Origin of the sequence: Pseudomonas sp. LTGT-11-2Z, from assembly GCF_003691445.1 — a bacterium.
Lineage (GTDB): Bacteria > Pseudomonadota > Gammaproteobacteria > Pseudomonadales > Pseudomonadaceae > Aquipseudomonas > Aquipseudomonas monteilii.
Window position 1 is genome coordinate 91,641 of the sequence record NZ_CP033104.1, and the last position, 17,426, is coordinate 109,066.

Annotated in this window: 16 protein-coding genes; 10 read left to right on the plus strand and 6 right to left on the minus strand. The window is 62.3% G+C overall.

Translation table 11 applies throughout. The annotated features are described in order from the left end of the window. Window positions 1–184 precede the first annotated feature (184 nt). From def to D8767_RS00485, 5 genes are read left to right on the plus strand one after another with little or no spacing between them, the layout of a single operon-like run. Entirely contained in the window at window positions 185–691 is a 507-nt protein-coding gene (gene def, locus D8767_RS00465) for a peptide deformylase (protein ID WP_016712797.1), read from the plus strand. Between the two features lie 60 nt (window positions 692–751). Then, the gene (fmt, locus tag D8767_RS00470; protein WP_016712796.1) at window positions 752–1,684 is read left to right on the plus strand and encodes a methionyl-tRNA formyltransferase; all 933 of its coding nucleotides are present in this window, start codon (window positions 752–754) and stop codon (window positions 1,682–1,684) included. Next, the gene (gene rsmB, locus D8767_RS00475; RefSeq protein WP_016712795.1) at window positions 1,681–2,991 is read left to right on the plus strand and encodes a 16S rRNA (cytosine(967)-C(5))-methyltransferase RsmB; all 1,311 of its coding nucleotides are present in this window, start codon (window positions 1,681–1,683) and stop codon (window positions 2,989–2,991) included. Before fmt ends, rsmB begins: the two co-directional genes overlap by 4 nt. Window positions 2,992–3,014: 23 nt before the next feature. Further along, on the plus strand, window positions 3,015–4,388 hold the full coding sequence (gene trkA, locus D8767_RS00480) for a Trk system potassium transporter TrkA (protein ID WP_016712794.1): 1,374 nt from the start codon (window positions 3,015–3,017) through the stop codon (window positions 4,386–4,388). 11 nt (window positions 4,389–4,399) lie between these two features. Next, window positions 4,400–4,714, plus strand: a complete 315-nt coding sequence (locus tag D8767_RS00485) for a tetratricopeptide repeat protein (RefSeq protein ID WP_016712793.1) — start codon at window positions 4,400–4,402, stop codon at window positions 4,712–4,714. Window positions 4,715–4,811: 97 nt separating this feature from the next. Here the strand turns inward: D8767_RS00485 and D8767_RS00490 are convergent, their stop codons facing one another. After that, entirely contained in the window at window positions 4,812–5,699 is an 888-nt protein-coding gene (locus tag D8767_RS00490) for a lysophospholipid acyltransferase (protein WP_016712792.1), read from the minus strand. Between the two features lie 41 nt (window positions 5,700–5,740). Beyond that, entirely contained in the window at window positions 5,741–6,292 is a 552-nt protein-coding gene (locus D8767_RS00495; protein ID WP_016712791.1) for a DNA-3-methyladenine glycosylase I, read from the minus strand. An 83-nt stretch (window positions 6,293–6,375) separates the two neighbouring features. Between D8767_RS00495 and glyQ the strand changes: the two genes are divergently transcribed. From glyQ to D8767_RS00515, 4 genes are read left to right on the plus strand one after another with little or no spacing between them, the layout of a single operon-like run. Further along, window positions 6,376–7,323, plus strand: coding sequence for a glycine--tRNA ligase subunit alpha (glyQ, locus tag D8767_RS00500; protein WP_003253126.1), 948 nt, complete (start codon window positions 6,376–6,378; stop codon window positions 7,321–7,323). Next, window positions 7,320–9,371 carry a glycine--tRNA ligase subunit beta gene (glyS, locus tag D8767_RS00505; protein WP_016712790.1) on the plus strand — a complete coding sequence of 684 codons (2,052 nt, stop codon included), beginning with the start codon at window positions 7,320–7,322 and terminating at the stop codon, window positions 9,369–9,371. The genes glyQ and glyS overlap by 4 nt, the downstream gene beginning before the upstream one ends. Window positions 9,372–9,374: 3 nt before the next feature. Further along, window positions 9,375–9,902, plus strand: a complete 528-nt coding sequence (gmhB, locus tag D8767_RS00510) for a D-glycero-beta-D-manno-heptose 1,7-bisphosphate 7-phosphatase (protein ID WP_016712789.1) — start codon at window positions 9,375–9,377, stop codon at window positions 9,900–9,902. Window positions 9,903–9,947: 45 nt separating this feature from the next. Next, window positions 9,948–10,733, plus strand: a complete 786-nt coding sequence (locus tag D8767_RS00515) for a 1-acyl-sn-glycerol-3-phosphate acyltransferase (RefSeq protein WP_016712788.1) — start codon at window positions 9,948–9,950, stop codon at window positions 10,731–10,733. Window positions 10,734–10,910: 177 nt separating this feature from the next. Here D8767_RS00515 and D8767_RS00520 read toward each other — a convergent pair whose 3' ends face one another. Both D8767_RS00520 and D8767_RS00525 read right to left on the minus strand, forming a co-directional pair. Continuing rightward, the gene (locus D8767_RS00520) at window positions 10,911–12,530 is read right to left on the minus strand and encodes an MFS transporter (RefSeq protein WP_016712787.1); all 1,620 of its coding nucleotides are present in this window, start codon (window positions 12,528–12,530) and stop codon (window positions 10,911–10,913) included. A 96-nt stretch (window positions 12,531–12,626) separates the two neighbouring features. Beyond that, window positions 12,627–14,273: a GMC family oxidoreductase gene (locus D8767_RS00525; protein WP_016712786.1), complete on the minus strand. Its 1,647-nt coding sequence runs from the start codon at window positions 14,271–14,273 to the stop codon at window positions 12,627–12,629. A 170-nt stretch (window positions 14,274–14,443) separates the two neighbouring features. On the opposite strand from D8767_RS00525, the gene D8767_RS00530 reads away from it, so the two are divergent. Next, the gene (locus tag D8767_RS00530; protein WP_016712785.1) at window positions 14,444–15,331 is read left to right on the plus strand and encodes a LysR family transcriptional regulator; all 888 of its coding nucleotides are present in this window, start codon (window positions 14,444–14,446) and stop codon (window positions 15,329–15,331) included. On the opposite strand, the gene D8767_RS00535 is transcribed toward D8767_RS00530, so the two are convergent. Continuing rightward, on the minus strand, window positions 15,320–16,138 hold the full coding sequence (locus tag D8767_RS00535) for a sulfite exporter TauE/SafE family protein (protein WP_016712784.1): 819 nt from the start codon (window positions 16,136–16,138) through the stop codon (window positions 15,320–15,322). The two genes, D8767_RS00530 and D8767_RS00535, sit on opposite strands and share 12 nt — an antisense overlap. Next, on the minus strand, window positions 16,135–17,406 hold the full coding sequence (locus D8767_RS00540) for an FAD/NAD(P)-binding oxidoreductase (RefSeq protein WP_016712783.1): 1,272 nt from the start codon (window positions 17,404–17,406) through the stop codon (window positions 16,135–16,137). The genes D8767_RS00535 and D8767_RS00540 overlap by 4 nt, the downstream gene beginning before the upstream one ends. Between the last annotated feature and the right edge of the window lie 20 nt (window positions 17,407–17,426).

The following is a 17,426-nucleotide window of genomic DNA, read 5'->3' on the forward strand; positions in this document are numbered from 1 at the left end:
AGGGCCATTTACGTGGCACAACCTGTGGATAACTCTGTGAGTAACACTTTGAAAAGCTGTCCATTGATTGAAGGCTATCAAGCCCATAAACACCCTAGACGAGCTTGCCAGGTGCCGAAATCCTCGTTTCCCTTTATTATGTGTGCTCAGTTTTCAACCGAACGCACAGTGACTGCCTGACCTTATGGCCATCTTGAACATTCTCGAATTCCCGGACCCGCGCCTGCGCACCATCGCCAAGCCGGTGACGGTGTTCGACGACGCCCTGCGTCAGCTGATCGACGACATGTTTGAAACCATGTACGAAGCCCCTGGCATCGGCCTGGCCGCCACCCAGGTGAACGTGCACCTGCAGGTCGTGGTCATGGACCTCAGCGAAGACCGCAGCGAGCCGCGCGTCTTCATCAACCCCACGGTCGAAGAGCTGACCCATGACATGGGCCAATATCAGGAAGGCTGCCTGTCGGTACCGGGCTTCTACGAGAACGTCGACCGCCCGCTGCGCGTACGGGTCAAGGCCCAGGACCGGGACGGCAAGCCGTACGAGCTGGAATGCGAAGGCCTGCTGGCGGTGTGCGTGCAGCACGAATTCGATCACCTCAACGGCAAGCTGTTCGTTGACTACCTGTCGCAGCTCAAGCGCGACCGGATCAAGAAGAAGCTGGAAAAGCAGCACCGCCAGCAAGCCTGATCCCCACCTTCCAGAAGGCTTGCTCCGGCAAGCCTTTTTCTTTTTTGAAGCGAGAACTCCATGCGCATCGTCTTTGCAGGCACTCCAGAGTTTGCCGCCGAACACCTCAAGGCCCTGCTCGACAGCCCGTACGAAATCGTGGCTGTCTACACCCAGCCTGACCGCCCTGCCGGCCGTGGCCAGAAGCTGATGCCAAGTGCGGTCAAGGCGCTGGCCGTGGCCCATGACATCCCAGTGTTCCAGCCGCAAACCCTGCGCAACGCCGACGCACAGGCTGAACTGGCCGCACTGAAGCCGGACCTGATGGTGGTGGTCGCCTATGGCCTGATCCTGCCGCAGGTGGTGCTGGATATCCCCCGCCTGGGCTGCATCAACAGCCATGCCTCCCTGCTGCCACGCTGGCGCGGTGCCGCACCGATCCAGCGCGCCGTGGAAGCCGGCGACGCCGAGAGCGGTGTGACCGTGATGCGTATGGAAGCAGGCCTGGACACCGGCCCGATGCTGCTCAAGGTAGTCACCCCGATCAGCGCCGAAGACACCGGCGGCAGCCTGCACGACCGCTTGGCCGAGATGGGCCCGCCAGCAGTCGTCCAGGCCATTGCCGGCCTGGCCGACGGTTCGCTGCAAGGCGAAGTTCAGAACGACGCCCTGGCCACCTACGCGCACAAGCTGAACAAGGACGAAGCACGCATCGACTGGAGCCGCCCGGCCGTCGAGCTGGAACGCCTGATCCGTGCCTTCAACCCGTGGCCGGTTTGCCACAGCTCCCTCGATGGCGAAAGCGTGAAAGTGCTGACCGCCAACTTGTCCACAGCGACAGGCACCCCCGGCGAGATCCTCTCCGCCAGCAAGGACGGCCTGGTGGTCGCCTGCGGTGACCAGGCCCTGAGCCTGACCCGCCTGCAACTGCCCGGCGGCAAGCCGCTGAACTTCAGCGACCTGTTCAACAGCCGTCGCGAGAAATTCGCCGCCGGCAAGGTGCTGGGCCAATGAACCCACGCCTCGCCGCCGCCCGTGCCCTTGCCGCTGTACTTAGCGGCAAGGCTTCGCTGAACAGCTCGCTGCCGGCGCAACTGGACAAGGTCGACGAGCGCGACCGTGGCCTGACCCAGGACCTGGCGTTCGGCACCGCACGCTGGCAGCCTCGCCTCGACCTGCTGGCCGCGCAACTGCTGCAAAAGCCGTTCAAGGCCGCCGATGCCGATGTGCAGGCGCTGCTGCTGGTCGGCCTGTATCAGTTGTTCTACACCCGTATTCCCGCCCACGCCGCCATCGGCGAAACCGTCGGCTGTGCCGACAAGCTGAAGAAACCGTGGGCCAAAGGGCTGCTCAATGCCGTACTGCGCCGCGCCCAGCGCGAAGGCGAGGAGCTGTTGGCAAGCATGGAGCGCGACCCGGTGGTACGCACCGCCCACCCGCGCTGGCTGCAGAAATCGCTGAAAGCGTTCTGGCCGGAGCAGTGGGAAGCCATCTGCGCCGCCAATAACGCCCACCCACCGATGATTTTGCGAGTAAACCGCCGTCATCACAGCCGCGATGCCTATTTGGCCCTGCTGGCCGAAGCTAGCGTGGCCGCCAGTGCCTGCCAGTTCAGCCGTGACGGCATCGTGCTGGCCGAAGCCTGCGACGTACGTGGCCTGCCAGGCTTTGCTGAAGGCTGGGTGAGCGTGCAGGACGAAGCCGCGCAACTGTCTGCCGACCTGCTTGAACTGGCCCCCGGCCAACGCGTGCTGGACGCCTGCTGTGCACCCGGAGGCAAAACCTGCCACCTGCTCGAAGCCGAATCTGGCCTGGCCCACGTAGTGGCCATCGACCTTGAAGCCAAGCGCCTGACCCGCGTACGCGAGAACCTCGACCGCCTCAAACTCGACGCCGAGCTGATCGCCTGCGATGCCCGCGACACCGCCAGCTGGTGGGACGGCAAGCCGTTCCAGCGCATCCTGCTCGACGCCCCGTGCTCGGCCACTGGCGTGATCCGCCGCCACCCGGACATCAAGCTGACCCGTCAGGCCGACGACATTCCGGCCCTGGCTTCGCTGCAAGGCGAGCTGCTGGATGCCCTGTGGCCGACCCTGGAAGTGGGCGGCATGCTGCTGTACGCCACCTGCTCCAGCCTGCCGACCGAGAACACCGAAGTGATCGACGCCTTCCTGGCCCGCACCCCGGGCGCCCGTGAGCTGGACCTGGCAACCGAGGCCGGGCTGCGCCAGCCCCACGGTCGCCAGCTGCTTGCCCAGGAAGGCGGCCACGACGGTTTCTACTATGCCAAGCTGATCAAGATCGCCGCCTCGCGCGGATAAGAACAAAAGGTAGGGAGTAGCGGATGAAGATCATCATCCTCGGCGCAGGCCAGGTAGGCGGTACGCTGGCAGAGCACCTGGCCAGCGAAGCCAACGACATCACCGTGGTCGACACCGATGGCGACCGCCTGCGCGACCTGGGCGACCGCCTGGACATCCGCACCGTGCAAGGCCGCGGCTCGCTGCCGACGGTGCTGCGCCAGGCAGGCGCTGACGACGCCGACATGCTGGTAGCGGTGACCAACAGCGATGAAACCAACATGGTCGCCTGCCAGGTAGCCTATTCGCTGTTCCACACCCCGACCAAGATCGCCCGGGTACGCGAGTCGGCCTACCTCACCCGCGAAGAGCTGTTCGACAACGACCATATCCCGGTCGACGTGCTGATCAGCCCTGAGCAGGTGGTGACCAACTACATCAAGCGCCTGATCGAACACCCAGGCTCGCTGCAGGTGATCGACTTCGCCGAAGGCAAGGCCCAGTTGGTGGCGGTAAAGGCTTACTACGGTGGCCCGCTGGTCGGCCAGCAACTGCGCCAGATTCGTGCGCACATGCCCAACGTCGATACCCGCGTGGCGGCCATCTTCCGCCGCGACCGGCCGATCACCCCACGGGGCGACACGGTAATCGAAGCCGACGACGAAGTGTTCTTCATTGCCGCGAAGAAGGACATCCGCGCCGTGATGGGCGAGCTGCGCCGCATCGACGAAACCAACAAGCGCATTGTCATCGCCGGGGGCGGGCAGATCGGCGAACGCTTGGCCGAGGCCATCGAAAGCCGCTACCAGGTGAAGATCATCGAGATGAGCCCGGCCCGTTGCCGGCACCTCTCCGATACCCTGGAAAGCACTGTGGTGCTGCAGGGCAGCGCGTCGGACAAGGACCTGATGCTCGAAGAGAACATCGCCGACGCCGATATTTTCCTGGCCCTGACCAACGACGACGAAGCCAACATCATGTCGTCGCTGCTGGCCAAGCGCCTGGGCGCGGGCAAAGTGATGACCATCATCAACAACCCGGCCTATGTCGACCTGGTGCAGGGCGGCGATATCGACATTGCCATCAGCCCGCAGCTGGCCACCATCGGCACCCTGCTCGCGCACGTGCGCCGTGGCGACATTGTCAGTGTGCACTCGCTGCGCCGTGGCGCAGCCGAGGCCATCGAAGCGGTGGCGCACGGGGATTCGAAGTCGAGCAAGGTGGTGGGCAAGGCGATCGAGGATATTGCCCTGCCGCCGGGCACCACCATTGGCGCGATCATTCGTGACGAAGAGGTGATGATTGCCCACGACGACACCATGATCGAGTCGGGTGACCATGTGATCCTGTTCGTTGTGGATAAAAAGCATATTCGGGATGTGGAAAAGCTGTTCCACGTCGGCTTGAGTTTCTTCTAGGAGAAGAGGGCATGCGCGAATCGCTGGAGAAGATGCTGGCCAAGGGTGTGGATAACCCGCTGCTGAGGTTTGGCTTGGGCAAGGCCTGGCTGGATGAAGGCAACGGCGCTGAAGCGGCGGAGCACCTAGCTCGGTGTGTTGAGCAGGATCCGAAGTACTCCGCAGCCTGGAAGCTGCTGGGCAAGGCGCATCAGTTGCAGGGTGACCTGGCAGCGGCGCGCAAAGCCTGGGAGGAGGGGATCGAGGCAGCTCTTGCCCATGGGGACAAGCAGGCCGAGAAAGAGATGACCGTTTTCCTCAAGAAGCTCAACAAAGCATCGGGTTGACGCGGTCCCTGTAGGAGCGGGTTCACCCGCGAATGCGATGTTGGATTTACCGACGCATTCGCGGGTAAACCCGCTCCTACAGGGGACGGTGAAAGGCTTAATACCAGCGTGGCTCGCCCGCCGGGCGCTTCTTGAAGCGCTTCATGCTCCACATGTACTGGCTCGGGTACTCGCGCACATAGCGCTCGACCACCTTGCTCATCGCCGCCGCCGACTCGGTCACGTCAGTGCTATACATCGCCTCCGGCGCCGCCTCCAGGAACACCTTGAAGCCCGAGCCATCCGGCAGCCGCAGCGCATGCAGGAACACCCCCACCGCCTTGCCACCGGCCAGCATGTTCGGCACGAACTTGCTGGTCAGCGCCTGGGTACCGAGAAACGGCACGAACACGCCCGCCGATTCCGCCGGCTCCGGGTCGGCAGGGATGCCCACCTGGCCACCCCGGCGCACTTCCTTGATCACGCTGAGAATGCCTTCCTTGGTCGAAGGCGCCACGCGGTTGCCCATCTGCACGCGCTGCTCGCGCAGCAGGTCATCCACCGCCTTGAGCTTGGGTGGGCGGTAAAAGATGATTGGTTTGCACTGGTTGCAGTAGAAGTGGTTCAGCACTTCCCAGTTACCCAGGTGGCTGGTAATGCCCACCACACCCTTGCCCGAAGCCAGGGCCTGTTCCAGCACTTCCAGGCCGTGCACTTCCTTGACCAGCTCCAGCGAGCGCTGTGGCGGCCAGATCCAGGCACAGGCACTTTCGACAAAGGACTTACCAATATCCCGTAGTGCCTGGCCAACCAGTTGCTCACGGGCAACCGGGTCCATCTCCGGGAAACACTTGGCCAGGTTGATGCGCACCACGTTGCGCGAACTGTTGGGGATCTTCCACATCAGCCAGCCAATACCCGCGCCGACGCGCTGTACAGCGCCCCAGGGCAGCTTGGCAAACAGGCGCAGCACCCCGACCATCAGGGCGCCCTTGAACTTTTCCACAGGCGAATTCCTTATTTCAGCAAGGCGCGCATTGTAACCCCTCAGCGCAACAAGGCGGCGTAGCGATCGCAATCGGTGGTGTGGTCCATGACCATGCCGGTGGCCTGCATGAAGGCGTAGCAGATGGTCGGGCCGACGAAAGTGAAGCCGGCTTTCTGCAGGGCCTTGCTCATGGCCTTGGCTTCATCGGTGACCGCCGGCACATCGCTACGGCCCGCGAAATGGTTGACCTTCGGCTCCCCGCCAACGAACGACCATAACCACTCGGCAGGGTTATCCACAGCCAGCCAGGCCTGCGCGTTGCGCCGGGCGGCCTTGAGTTTGAGCCGGTTGCGGATGATGCCGGCATCCTGCATCAGTTCTTCGATGCGTTCGTCGCTCATGGCGGCCAACTGCACAGGGTCGAAGCCGTACATCACCTCGCGATAACGCTCGCGTTTGCGCAAAACAGTGATCCACGAAAGCCCCGCCTGGAACCCTTCAAGCAAAAGCATCTCGAAGAGCAACGCCGGGTCGCGCTGTGGCGTTCCCCATTCCTGGTCATGGTAGGCCTGGTACAACGGATCGTCGGTACACCAAAAGCAGCGTGGCATAAGGCTCCAATGAGTAGAGGGCGAGGCGAATCAGGTTATACTCCCGCTCTTTACATCCGCATCCCCAGATACAGGTGAATTTCGTGAGCCAGCCTACGCCAGCCGTGCGTACCTTCCAAGACCTGATCCTCGCCCTGCAAAACTACTGGGCAGCTCAAGGTTGTGTGGTGCTTCAGCCCTACGATATGGAAGTAGGCGCCGGCACTTTCCACACCGCAACATTCCTGCGCGCCGTGGGTCCAGAAACCTGGAACGCCGCCTACGTGCAGCCCAGCCGTCGCCCTGCCGACGGGCGGTATGGCGAGAACCCCAACCGCCTGCAGCACTACTACCAGTTCCAGGTGGTGCTCAAGCCAAACCCGGCCAACTTCCAGGAGCTGTACCTCGGCTCGCTGAAAGCCATCGGCCTGGACCCGCTGGTGCACGACATCCGCTTCGTCGAAGACAACTGGGAATCGCCAACCCTCGGCGCCTGGGGCCTGGGCTGGGAAATCTGGCTGAATGGCATGGAAGTCACCCAGTTCACCTACTTCCAGCAGGTAGGCGGCATCGAGTGCTACCCGGTCACCGGTGAAATCACCTATGGCCTGGAGCGCCTGGCCATGTACATCCAGGGCGTCGACTCGGTGTACGACCTGGTGTGGGCCGATGGCCCGTTCGGAAAGGTCACCTATGGCGACGTGTTCCACCAGAACGAAGTGGAGCAGTCGACCTACAACTTCGAACACGCCAACGTCGACAAGCTGTTCGAACTGTTCGACTTCTACGAAAGCGAAGCCAACCGCCTGATCAAGCTGGAGCTGCCGCTGCCGACCTACGAAATGGTCCTGAAGGCCTCGCACACCTTCAACCTGCTGGACGCCCGCCGCGCCATCTCGGTAACCGAGCGCCAGCGTTACATCCTGCGTGTACGTACCCTGGCCCGGGACGTGGCGCAAAGCTATCTGCAAGCCCGCGCACGCCTGGGCTTCCCGATGGCCACCCCTGAACTGCGTGACGAAGTGTTGGCTAAGCTGGAGGCTGCACAATGAGTGCTCAAGATTTCCTGGTAGAACTGGGCACCGAAGAGCTGCCACCGAAAGCCCTCGCCAGCCTCGGCGAAGCCTTCCTGGCCGGTATCGAGAAGGGCCTGCAAGCTGCTGGCCTGAACTACACCGGCAAGCAGGTTTATGCCGCACCGCGTCGCCTGGCCGTGCTGATTCGCCAACTGGACGTGCAGCAGCCTGACCGCAGCATCAATATCGACGGCCCACCCCTGCAGGCTGCTTTCAAAGACGGCGAGCCGACCCAGGCTGCCCTGGGCTTCGCCAAGAAGTGTGGCGTGGAGCTGGCCGAAATCGACCAGAGCGGCCCCAAGCTGCGCTTCTCCCAGCACATACCAGGCAAGGCCACTGCCGGCCTGCTGCCGACCATCGTCGAAGATTCGCTCAACGACCTGCCCATTCCCAAGCGCATGCGCTGGGCGGCCAGCCGTGAAGAGTTCGTGCGCCCGACCCAATGGCTGGTAATGTTGCTGGGCGACCAGGTGGTCGACTGCACCATCCTGTCGCAGAAGGCCGGCCGTGAATCCCGTGGTCACCGCTTCCACCACCCGGAGAACGTGGTCATCACCACCCCGGCCAACTACGTCGAAGACCTGCGCAAAGCCTACGTGCTGGCCGACTTCGCCGAGCGTCGCGAGCTGATCAGCAAGCGTACCGCCGAGCTGGCCATGCAGCAGGAAGGCACTGCCATCGTGCCACCGGCGCTGCTGGACGAAGTGACTGCCTTGGTCGAGTGGCCAGTGCCGCTGGTGTGCTCGTTCGAGGAGCGCTTCCTCGAAGTGCCGCAGGAAGCCCTGATCACCACCATGCAGGACAACCAGAAGTACTTCTGCCTGCTGGACAGCGAAGGCAAGCTGCTGCCGCGCTTCATCACCGTGGCCAACGTTGAAAGCCGCGACCCGAAGCAGATCGTGCAAGGCAACGAGAAGGTCGTGCGCCCACGCTTGACCGACGCCGAGTTCTTCTTCAAGCAAGACAAGAAGCAGCCGCTGGAAACCTTCAACGAGCGCCTGAAGAACGTGGTGTTCCAGGCCCAGCTGGGCACTGTGTACGACAAGGCCGAGCGCGTTTCCAAACTGGCTGCCTTCATCGCCCCGCTGATCGGCGGCGACGCCCAGCGTGCTGGCCGTGCCGGCCTGCTGTCCAAGTGCGACCTGGCCACCGAGATGGTTGGCGAGTTCCCTGAAATGCAGGGTGTTGCCGGTTACTACTACGCGCTCAACGACGGTGAGCCGGAAGATGTGGCCCTGGCCCTGAACGAGCAGTACATGCCGCGCGGGGCTGGCGCCGAGCTGCCGCAGACCCTTACCGGGGCTGCCGTGGCCATCGCCGACAAGCTCGATACCCTGGTGGGTATCTTCGGTATCGGCATGCTGCCAACCGGCAGCAAAGACCCGTACGCCCTGCGCCGTGCTGCCTTGGGTGTGCTGCGTATCCTGATCGAGAAGCAGCTGGACCTGAACCTGACCGGTGCGGTCGAGTTCGCGGTCAAGCAGTTCGGTGCCAAGGTCAAGGCTGCCGGCTTGTCGGAGCAGGTGCTGGAATTCATCTTCGACCGCCTGCGTGCCCGTTACGAAGACGAAGGTATCGATGTGGCCACCTACCTGTCGGTGCGTGCCCTGCAACCAGGTTCTGCCCTGGACTTCGACCAGCGCGTACAGGCCGTGCAGGCCTTCCGCAAGCTGCCGGAAGCCGAAGCCCTGGCTGCGGTGAACAAGCGTGTGTCGAACCTGCTGAGCAAGGCCGAAGGCGCCATCGCCGAACAGGTCGAGCCGAAGTACTTCGACAATGCCAACGAGTTCTCCCTGTACTCGGCCATTCAGCAGGCCGACCAGGCCGTGCAACCGATGGCTGCTGCACGCCAGTACAGCGAATCGCTGGCCCGCCTGGCGGCCCTGCGTGACCCGGTCGACGCCTTCTTCGAGGCGGTGATGGTCAACGCCGAAGACGCCAAGGTACGCGCCAACCGTTATGCCCTGCTCAGCCGCCTGCGCGGTCTGTTCCTGGGTGTGGCCGACATTTCGCTGCTGGGGTAAGCCTTGAAACTGCTGATTCTCGACCGTGACGGGGTGATCAACCATGACTCCGACGCCTATATCAAGACGCTGGAAGAGTGGGTACCGATCCCAGGTTCGGTCGAAGCGATCGCGCAGTTGAGCAAGGCGGGCTGGACGGTGGCAGTGGCCACCAACCAGTCCGGTATTGCCCGTGGCTATTACACACTGGCAACCCTCGAAGCGATGCACGCGCGCCTGCGCGCGCTGGTGGCCGAGCAGGGCGGCGAAGTGGGCCATATCGTGTATTGCCCGCACGGGCCGGACGAGGGCTGCGATTGCCGCAAGCCCAAGCCTGGCATGCTGCGGGCCATCGCCGAGCATTATCAGGTCGGCCTTGAGGGCATCTGGTTTGTTGGCGACAGCAAAGGTGACCTGGAGGCCGCCCTGGCCGTCGGTGCACAACCCGTGTTGGTGAAAACCGGCAAGGGCGAGCGGACCCTGGAAAAAGGTGTCCCTGAAACTACACTGATTTTCGACGATCTGGCAGCTATCGCCAGAGAACTAATTTAATCAGTGCGCCTTCGGGCGCACTTTTCTCAGGCGGGCATGCCCGCAATGGTACAAGCCACTATGTCGATCCTGCAGGCGATCAGAATCTTTCTTTTTTACCTGCTGCTGGGCACCAGTTCGCTGCTGTGGTGCTCGCTGAGCTTTTTCGTCGCGCCGTTCCTGTCGTTCCCCAAGCGCTACAAGTTCATCAACGTATATTGGTGCCGCTGCGCGCTGTTCCTGGTGCGCACCATCCTCGGCATCGACTACAAGATCACCGGCGCCGAGAACGTGCCCAATGAGCCTTGCGTGATCCTGTCGAACCACCAGAGCACTTGGGAAACCTTTTTCCTGTCCCAGTACTTCTCGCCGTTGAGCCAAGTGCTCAAGCGCGAGCTGCTGTATGTGCCGTTCTTCGGCTGGGCCATGGCCATGCTGCGACCGATCGCGATCAACCGCGACAACCCCAAGGAAGCCCTGCGCCAGGTGGCGAGCAAGGGTGACGAACTGCTCAAGCAGAAGACCTGGGTGCTGATTTTCCCGGAAGGCACCCGCGTGCCCTTCGGCACTGTGGGCAAGTTTTCCCGTGGCGGTACCGCTCTGGCGGTAAATGCCGGGCTGCCGGTACTGCCGATTGCCCACAACGCGGGCAAGTTCTGGCCAAAGACGGGTTGGGGCAAACGCTCTGGCACCATCGAGGTGGTCATTGGCGAACCCATGTACGCCAATGGCAGCGGGCCACGTGCCATTGCAGAGCTCAACGACCGCGCCGCAGCGTGGAACGAGGCGACTCAGCGGGCCATGGGTTCGCTGCCGCCAGCAGAGGAAAAACCCCAGGAACAGACAGCTTGATTTTCTGTGGATAACTTGTGAGCAGTTTTTCGATAAAATGCTTAAAGTGATCTCTAAGTAATTGAATTATCTGTTTATTTCTACGTATGACATTTTTCTTAAAATCGTGCATAAGTTTTTTCGGGGCATAAAAAAACCGGCTTTTACAGCCGGTTTTTTTATGCCCTGTGGACAGCATCAGACCTTGTCGATATCCACATCCTTGGTTTCTTTGAGGCAGAAGATCCCCACCACCAGGCTCACCCCGGTCACCAGAATCGGGTACCACAACCCGTAGAAGATATCCCCGGTGTACACCACCAGCGCGAACGAAACCGTCGGTAGGAAGCCGCCGAACCAGCCGTTGCCAATGTGGTAGGGCAGTGACATCGAGGTGTAGCGGATACGGGTCGGGAACAGTTCGACCATTACCGCCGCCAAGGGGCCGTAGGTCATGGTCGCGATCAGAATCATCGCCACGATCAGCACCACCACCATCACCTGGTTGACCTGCGCAGGGTCGGCCTTGGCTGGGTAGCCCGCCTGCTCGATTGCCGCGCGCATGGCGGTTTCGTCGAAGCCATTGATGGCCTTGTCGCCAATATTCACCACTACATCACTGCCCGCCACGCTCACCGATTTGTACGGCAAGCCCTGCTTGACCAGGAACGTCTTGACCTTGTCGCACGGGCTGTCGAAACGCGCCTTGCCCACCGGGTCGAACTGGAAGGTGCAGCCTTGCGGGTCGGCGGTTACCACGATCGGCGCCTGACGGCTGGCAGCATCAATCTGCGGGTTGGCGTAGTGGCTCAGCGCCTTGAACAGCGGGAAGTACAGCACGGTGGCCAGCAACAGGCCGAGCATCAGGATCGGCTTGCGGCCGATACGGTCGGACAACCAGCCAAAGAACACGAAGAACGGCGCACCGATCACCACACTGATGATCAGCAGGGTGTTGGCCTGGGCCGGATCCATCTTCAGCATCTGGGTCATGAAGAACAGCACGTAGAACTGTGCCGTGTAGAAGGTCACGGCTTGCCCGGCGTTGATGCTGAACAGGGCGGTAAGTACCACCTTCAGGTTTGGCCAGGAGGTGAACGACTCACGGATCGGCGATTTGCTGATCTTGCCTTGGGCCTTCATTTTCACGAACGCCGGCGATTCGTGCATGCTCATACGAATCCAGGTCGAGATGGCCAGCAGCACGATCGACAGCAGGAACGGCAGGCGCCAGCCCCAGGTTTCGAACTGGTCGCCGCTGATGTAGCGGCTGCCCAGTACCACCAGAAGCGAAAGCAGCAGCCCAAGGGTGGCGGTGGACTGGATGAAACCGGTGTGGAAGCCACGCTTGCCGGGCGGTGCGTGCTCCGCCACATAAGTGGCAGCACCGCCGTACTCACCGCCCAGCGCCAGCCCCTGCAACATCCGCAGAATCACCAGGATGATCGGTGCTGCGATGCCGATGCTGGCATAGGTGGGCAACAGCCCCACCGCGAAGGTGGACAGGCCCATCAGCACGATGGTGACCAGGAAGGTGTACTTGCGCCCGATCATATCGCCCAGGCGGCCGAACACCAGCGCCCCGAATGGCCGCACCAGGAAGCCGGCAGCAAAGGCCATGAGGGCGAAGATAAAGGCGGTGGTGTCGTTCACCCCAGCGAAGAACTGCTTGCTGATGACCGCTGCCAACGCGCCATAGAGAAAAAAGTCATACCACTCGAAAACCGTCCCGAGGGATGACGCGAAAATGATCTTGCGTTCTTCACGGCGGCTGGAGCTGCTGGCCGCCGCACCCTGCTCTTGGATGTAATCCGACATCGTTGCTGTCCTCGGCCCGCAGGCCACAGTGATTATTCTTGTTGTTCCACTGTCGGCAGCCTCTGACCGCAAGCCGCCGGTACTGCACGCACCCGGTCAGGGCGTCGGTAACGCGTCTTCATTCAGATAGGTTTGGGTCGCAGCTCCTTTGAGAATCAGTTGCGCCGCCTTTTCGGCGATCATGAGGGTGGGTGAGCAGGTATTGCCGGAAGTGATCTGCGGCATGATGGAAGCATCCGCTACGCGCAGGCCGGGAATGCCGTGTACGCGCAGCTGGTTATCCACAACATCCAGTGCGCCGGAGCCCATGCGGCAGGTACCGACCGGGTGGAAGATGGTGGTGCCGATTTTGCCAGCGGCCTCGAACAGTTCTTCCTCGGTTTGCAGGCCCGGGCCCGGCAGGTATTCCTTGGGTTCGAACGCCGCGAGGGCAGGGGACTGGACGATACGCCGGGTAAGGCGAATGGCATCGGCAGCGACGCGCAGGTCCTGTGGGTCGCTGAGGTAATTGGGGTCGATCAGCGGCGTGCTGTTCATGTCGGTGCTGCGGATGTCGATACGCCCGCGGCTGGCCGGGCGCAGGTTGCACACCGAAGCGGTGAAAGCCGGAAACTGATGCAACGGCTCACCGAAGCGCTCCAGTGACAGCGGTTGCACATGGTACTGCAGGTTGGCAGTGGCCTGATCCGGGCTTGAACGTACAAATGCACCCAGTTGACTCGGCGCCATGGCCAGCGGGCCACTGCGGTCATAGAGGTAGCGCAGGCCCATACCCATCTTGCCCCACAGGCTGTTGGCCATCTGGTTCAAGGTGCGGGTGTTGCGGATCTGGTAGATCAGACGCAGTTGCAGGTGGTCCTGAAGGTTGCCGCCCACCCCCGGCATATCGTGGCGTACACCGATACCCAGGCCTTCCAGCAGCTGACGCGGGCCGATGCCTGAGCGCTGCAAAATGCCAGGTGAACCGACGGCGCCAGCACACAGGATGATCTCGCGACGCGCCGCAAACTCGTGCCAGGCGCCTCGCCAAAACGCTTTCACGGCGCGCGCCCGGGTATTGTTGAGCAGTACCTGGTCAACCTGTACGCCCGTCAGCACGGTAAGGTTGGCGCGGTCCCTGATCGGTCGCAGGAAGGCTTTGGAGGCGTTCCAGCGCACGCCGCTGCGCTGGTTGACCTGAAAGTATCCACAGCCTTGGTTGTCGCCGGTGTTGAAGTCGTCGACTTTACCGATGCCACTTTGCTCGGCAGCATCACGGAAGGCATCGAGGATCGGCCAGCTGTAGCGCTGGCGTTCGACCCGCCACTCACCTCCACCGCCATGGTGCTCGCTGGCGCCGGCAAAGTGGTTTTCGCTGGCCTTGAACAGCGGCAGCACATCCTTCCAGGCCCAGCCGTCATTGCCTTGCTCGGCCCAGCGGTCATAGTCAGCGGCCTGGCCACGCATGTAGATCATGCCGTTGATCGAAGAACAACCACCGAGAACCTTGCCACGCGGGTAGCCCAGGGCGCGACCGCCAAGGCCAGGCTGGGCCTCGGTCTTGAAGCACCAGTCGGTGCGCGGGTTGCCGATGCAATAGAGATAGCCGACGGGAATGTGAATCCAGGGATAATTGTCGCGACCACCCGCTTCCAGCAGCAGAACGCGGCAGGAAGGGTCGGCGGACAAACGATTGGCCAGCAGGCAACCGGCGGGACCGGCCCCTACGACCACGTAGTCGAAGACAGAATCGGCTGATGGCATGTGCAACCTCGGGCCTGTTTTTTTATTCTTGTCCCGATCCATCTTAGTGAGTAATTTCGCGGAGGAAACACGAGATTTCGCGCAGCCGCTGTGCGTTTTAGCACAGCGACCATCACTGCAACGGCGTGCGCCTGCAAAGGTTCTCGCCGTCTGGATGCATAGGGACAAGCATGTTCGACTGGAACGATCTGCGGTTTTTCCTCGAGTTGCAGCGCAGCGGCCGCTTACTCACTGCCGCCAAGCGCCTCAACACCACCCACAGCACCGTGGCTCGGCACATCGAGAGCATCGAGCAAAGCCTGGGCACCGCGCTGTTCGTGCAGCATGCCCAAGGCTACGAGCTGACCCCCTCGGGCCAGGCCTTGCTCAAACACGCCGAAGCCATGGAAAACGTCGCGCTGTTGGCGCAGGAAGAAATCACCCAGGCCATCACGCCGTTGGGCAAGATTCGCCTGGGGGTGACCGAAGGCATCGGCATCATGTTCTTCACCCCGCGCATGAATGCGCTGTTCGAGCGCTACCCCGGCCTGGAAGTGGAGCTGGTCGCCGTACCGCGTTTCGTCAGCATCCTCAATCGCGAAGCAGAAATCAGCATCCACCTGGAACGGCCTAATGCCGATCTGCTGATCACCCGCAAGCTCACCGACTATCGCTTGGCGCTGTACGCCAGCGAAGACTATCTTGACCGCGCACCACCACTGCGCAACCGCGAAGACCTGGCCCGGCACAACTGGATCGGCTACGTCGACGACCTGCTGTTCAGCCAGGAGCTGCTGTTTCTCAACAGTTTCTGCCGAGCCCCGAACGTGGTGTTTCGCAGCACCAGCGTCATCGCCCAACAGGCCGCTGCCCGTGCCGGCCTGGGCATCGCCGTTTTGCCCAACTACATGGCTCGCCACGACCCGACGCTGCTGCGCGTGCTGCCTGGCGAGACCATCCAGCGCAGCTACTGGATCTGCACCCGCCGCGAGCTGCACAAATCGGTGCGCCTGCGGGTGGTGTGGGACTACCTGCTGGCGCTATGTGCGGCAGAACAGCACGAATTGCTAGCCCAGTAGTGCCTTACCGGCCAGCAGCAAGGCAGCCACCCAACCAGCCACTGCAAACATCTGCTGCAAACGCGGCCCGGCCAGCCTGGCCGTCAATGGCCGTGCCAGCAGCAAACCCAGCACCGCGCCGGCGGCGAATGGGGCGCCTACCTGCCAATGCATGACCCCCGCCAGGCTGGCGCTGACCACACTGCCGGTGGATACCAGGGCGATTACTGCCAGCGAAGTGGAAACGATGCTGGCCATGCGTAAGTTGGTATAGCGGTTCAGCGCAGGGATGATGACGAACCCTCCACCCACACCCAACAGGCCGGACAGTAACCCGGACAACGCCCCGGTGAATGCCAGGGCACGCGCACAGGGAAGGGTCCAGCGCAAGCGGCCCTGCAACGGGTTCAACACACAGGGTTCGATATAGCGATGGGCGTCATTGGCCTCACCGCGCAGCTCCTTGGCAGCCTTGCGCCAGATACGCAGGCAGGCGTACACCAACACACCCGCGAACACCAACTGCAAGGGTGTATTCGGCAAGCGGTGCGCCAGCATCAGCCCGAACGGCGCGGCAACCACACCCACCATCGCAATGAACAGCGCCGCACGATAACGCACCAGCCCCTGTCGTAAGCCCAGCACCGCGCCAACCGCTGCAGCCAGACCTACGGCCAGCAGGCCAACCGGAGCGGCCTCGACCATCGACAGCCCCAGCCCGAACACCAACAAAGGCACTGCGAGAATGCCTCCGCCTGCGCCGGTCAATGCCAGGACCGCGCCGATGATCGCGCCCATGCCCGCCCCCAACAATTGATGTTCGATCACTTCCCACCCTCTGCACCCAACGGCTGCGGCCGAGCCAGCCACTCGCGGCCCTTCAGCATGCCTTGCCAGTACAACGGTGGCAGCGCTTGCGCCTTCAGCAACCAGGCCAGGCGCGTTGGTTTGCGGCCATCCAGCAACCAGCTGGGGAAGCTCGGCGCCAGCTTGCCGCCATAGGTAAACTCGGCCAGGACGATTTTGCCGCGCTCTACAGTCAGCGGGCACGAGCCATAGCCGTCGTACTGGGCGAGGGTAGGCAACCTGCCCAATGCCACCAACACGTTGTTGGCCACGACCGGCGCTTGCTTACGGGCAGCCGCAGCAGTCTTGGCATTGCTGGTGTTGGCCACATCACCCAGGGCATGGATGTTGATGTACTTGCGGTGGCGCAGGGTATGCGGGTCGACATCGACCCAGCCAGCGTTATCGGCCAACGGGCTTTCACGAATGAAGGCCGGCGCCACCTGGGGAGGGACCACATGGAGCATGTCAAAGGCCTCGATGTGCGTTTCGCTGCTGCCGTCGGGCAGGGTGCACACGAAGGTGGCGCGCTTGTTCGGGCCATCCACGGCCACCAGTCGGTGGGAGAAATGGAGGTCCACGGCGTATTTGTCTATGTACTTCATCAGCGCGGGCACATAGTCCGCCACACCGAACAACACAGCACCAGCATTGAAGAAACTGGCTTTCACCGCCCCCAGATGGCCGTGGCGTAACCAGTGGTCGCAAGACAAGTACAACGCCTTCTGCGGCGCGCCCGCACATTTGATCGGCATGGGCGGCTGGCTGAAGATGGCACGGCCTCGCTTGAGCTTCTGCACCAGCTCCCAGGTATAGGGCGCCAGGTCGTAGCGGTAGTTGGAGGTGACACCGTTGCGGCCCAGGGTTTCGCTGAGCCCGTCAATGGCCGCCCAGTCCAGTGTAAGGCCGGGGCAGACTACCAGCTGCTCATAGCTGATGGCGCGACCGTCCTCGAGGACGACCAACTGGCCCAACGGATCGAAAGCCTGCACCCGCGCCTTGACCCAGCGTACCCCGCGCGGAATGGTCGAGGCCATGGTGCGGGCAGTGCTCGGTGCCTTGAACACACCGGCACCGACCATGGTCCAGCCGGGTTGGTAGTAATGCACTTCGGCGGGGTCGATCAAGGCAACGTCCAGCGACGGGTCACGGCTGATAAGGCTGGAAGCGGTAGCGATACCGGCGGCACCGGCACCGACGATGACCACCTTGTGATGGTCGGTATTGGCAGGGGACAACAAGGCAGGCATGGCGGTAAATCCTGGAAATC

What these genes read in the sequence shown, in the direction of transcription:
- def (WP_016712797.1), top strand. Translation starts at nt 185, where the DNA reads ATGGCCATCTTGAACATTCTCGAATTCCCGGACCCGCGCCTGCGCACC.
- fmt (WP_016712796.1), top strand. Translation starts at nt 752, where the DNA reads ATGCGCATCGTCTTTGCAGGCACTCCAGAGTTTGCCGCCGAACACCTC.
- rsmB (WP_016712795.1), top strand. Translation starts at nt 1,681, where the DNA reads ATGAACCCACGCCTCGCCGCCGCCCGTGCCCTTGCCGCTGTACTTAGC.
- trkA (WP_016712794.1), top strand. Translation starts at nt 3,015, where the DNA reads ATGAAGATCATCATCCTCGGCGCAGGCCAGGTAGGCGGTACGCTGGCA.
- D8767_RS00485 (WP_016712793.1), top strand. Translation starts at nt 4,400, where the DNA reads ATGCGCGAATCGCTGGAGAAGATGCTGGCCAAGGGTGTGGATAACCCG.
- D8767_RS00495 (WP_016712791.1), bottom strand. Translation starts at nt 6,292, where the DNA reads ATGCCACGCTGCTTTTGGTGTACCGACGATCCGTTGTACCAGGCCTAC.
- glyS (WP_016712790.1), top strand. Translation starts at nt 7,320, where the DNA reads ATGAGTGCTCAAGATTTCCTGGTAGAACTGGGCACCGAAGAGCTGCCA.
- D8767_RS00515 (WP_016712788.1), top strand. Translation starts at nt 9,948, where the DNA reads ATGGTACAAGCCACTATGTCGATCCTGCAGGCGATCAGAATCTTTCTT.
- D8767_RS00520 (WP_016712787.1), bottom strand. Translation starts at nt 12,530, where the DNA reads ATGTCGGATTACATCCAAGAGCAGGGTGCGGCGGCCAGCAGCTCCAGC.
- D8767_RS00525 (WP_016712786.1), bottom strand. Translation starts at nt 14,273, where the DNA reads ATGCCATCAGCCGATTCTGTCTTCGACTACGTGGTCGTAGGGGCCGGT.
- D8767_RS00530 (WP_016712785.1), top strand. Translation starts at nt 14,444, where the DNA reads ATGTTCGACTGGAACGATCTGCGGTTTTTCCTCGAGTTGCAGCGCAGC.
- D8767_RS00540 (WP_016712783.1), bottom strand. Translation starts at nt 17,406, where the DNA reads ATGCCTGCCTTGTTGTCCCCTGCCAATACCGACCATCACAAGGTGGTC.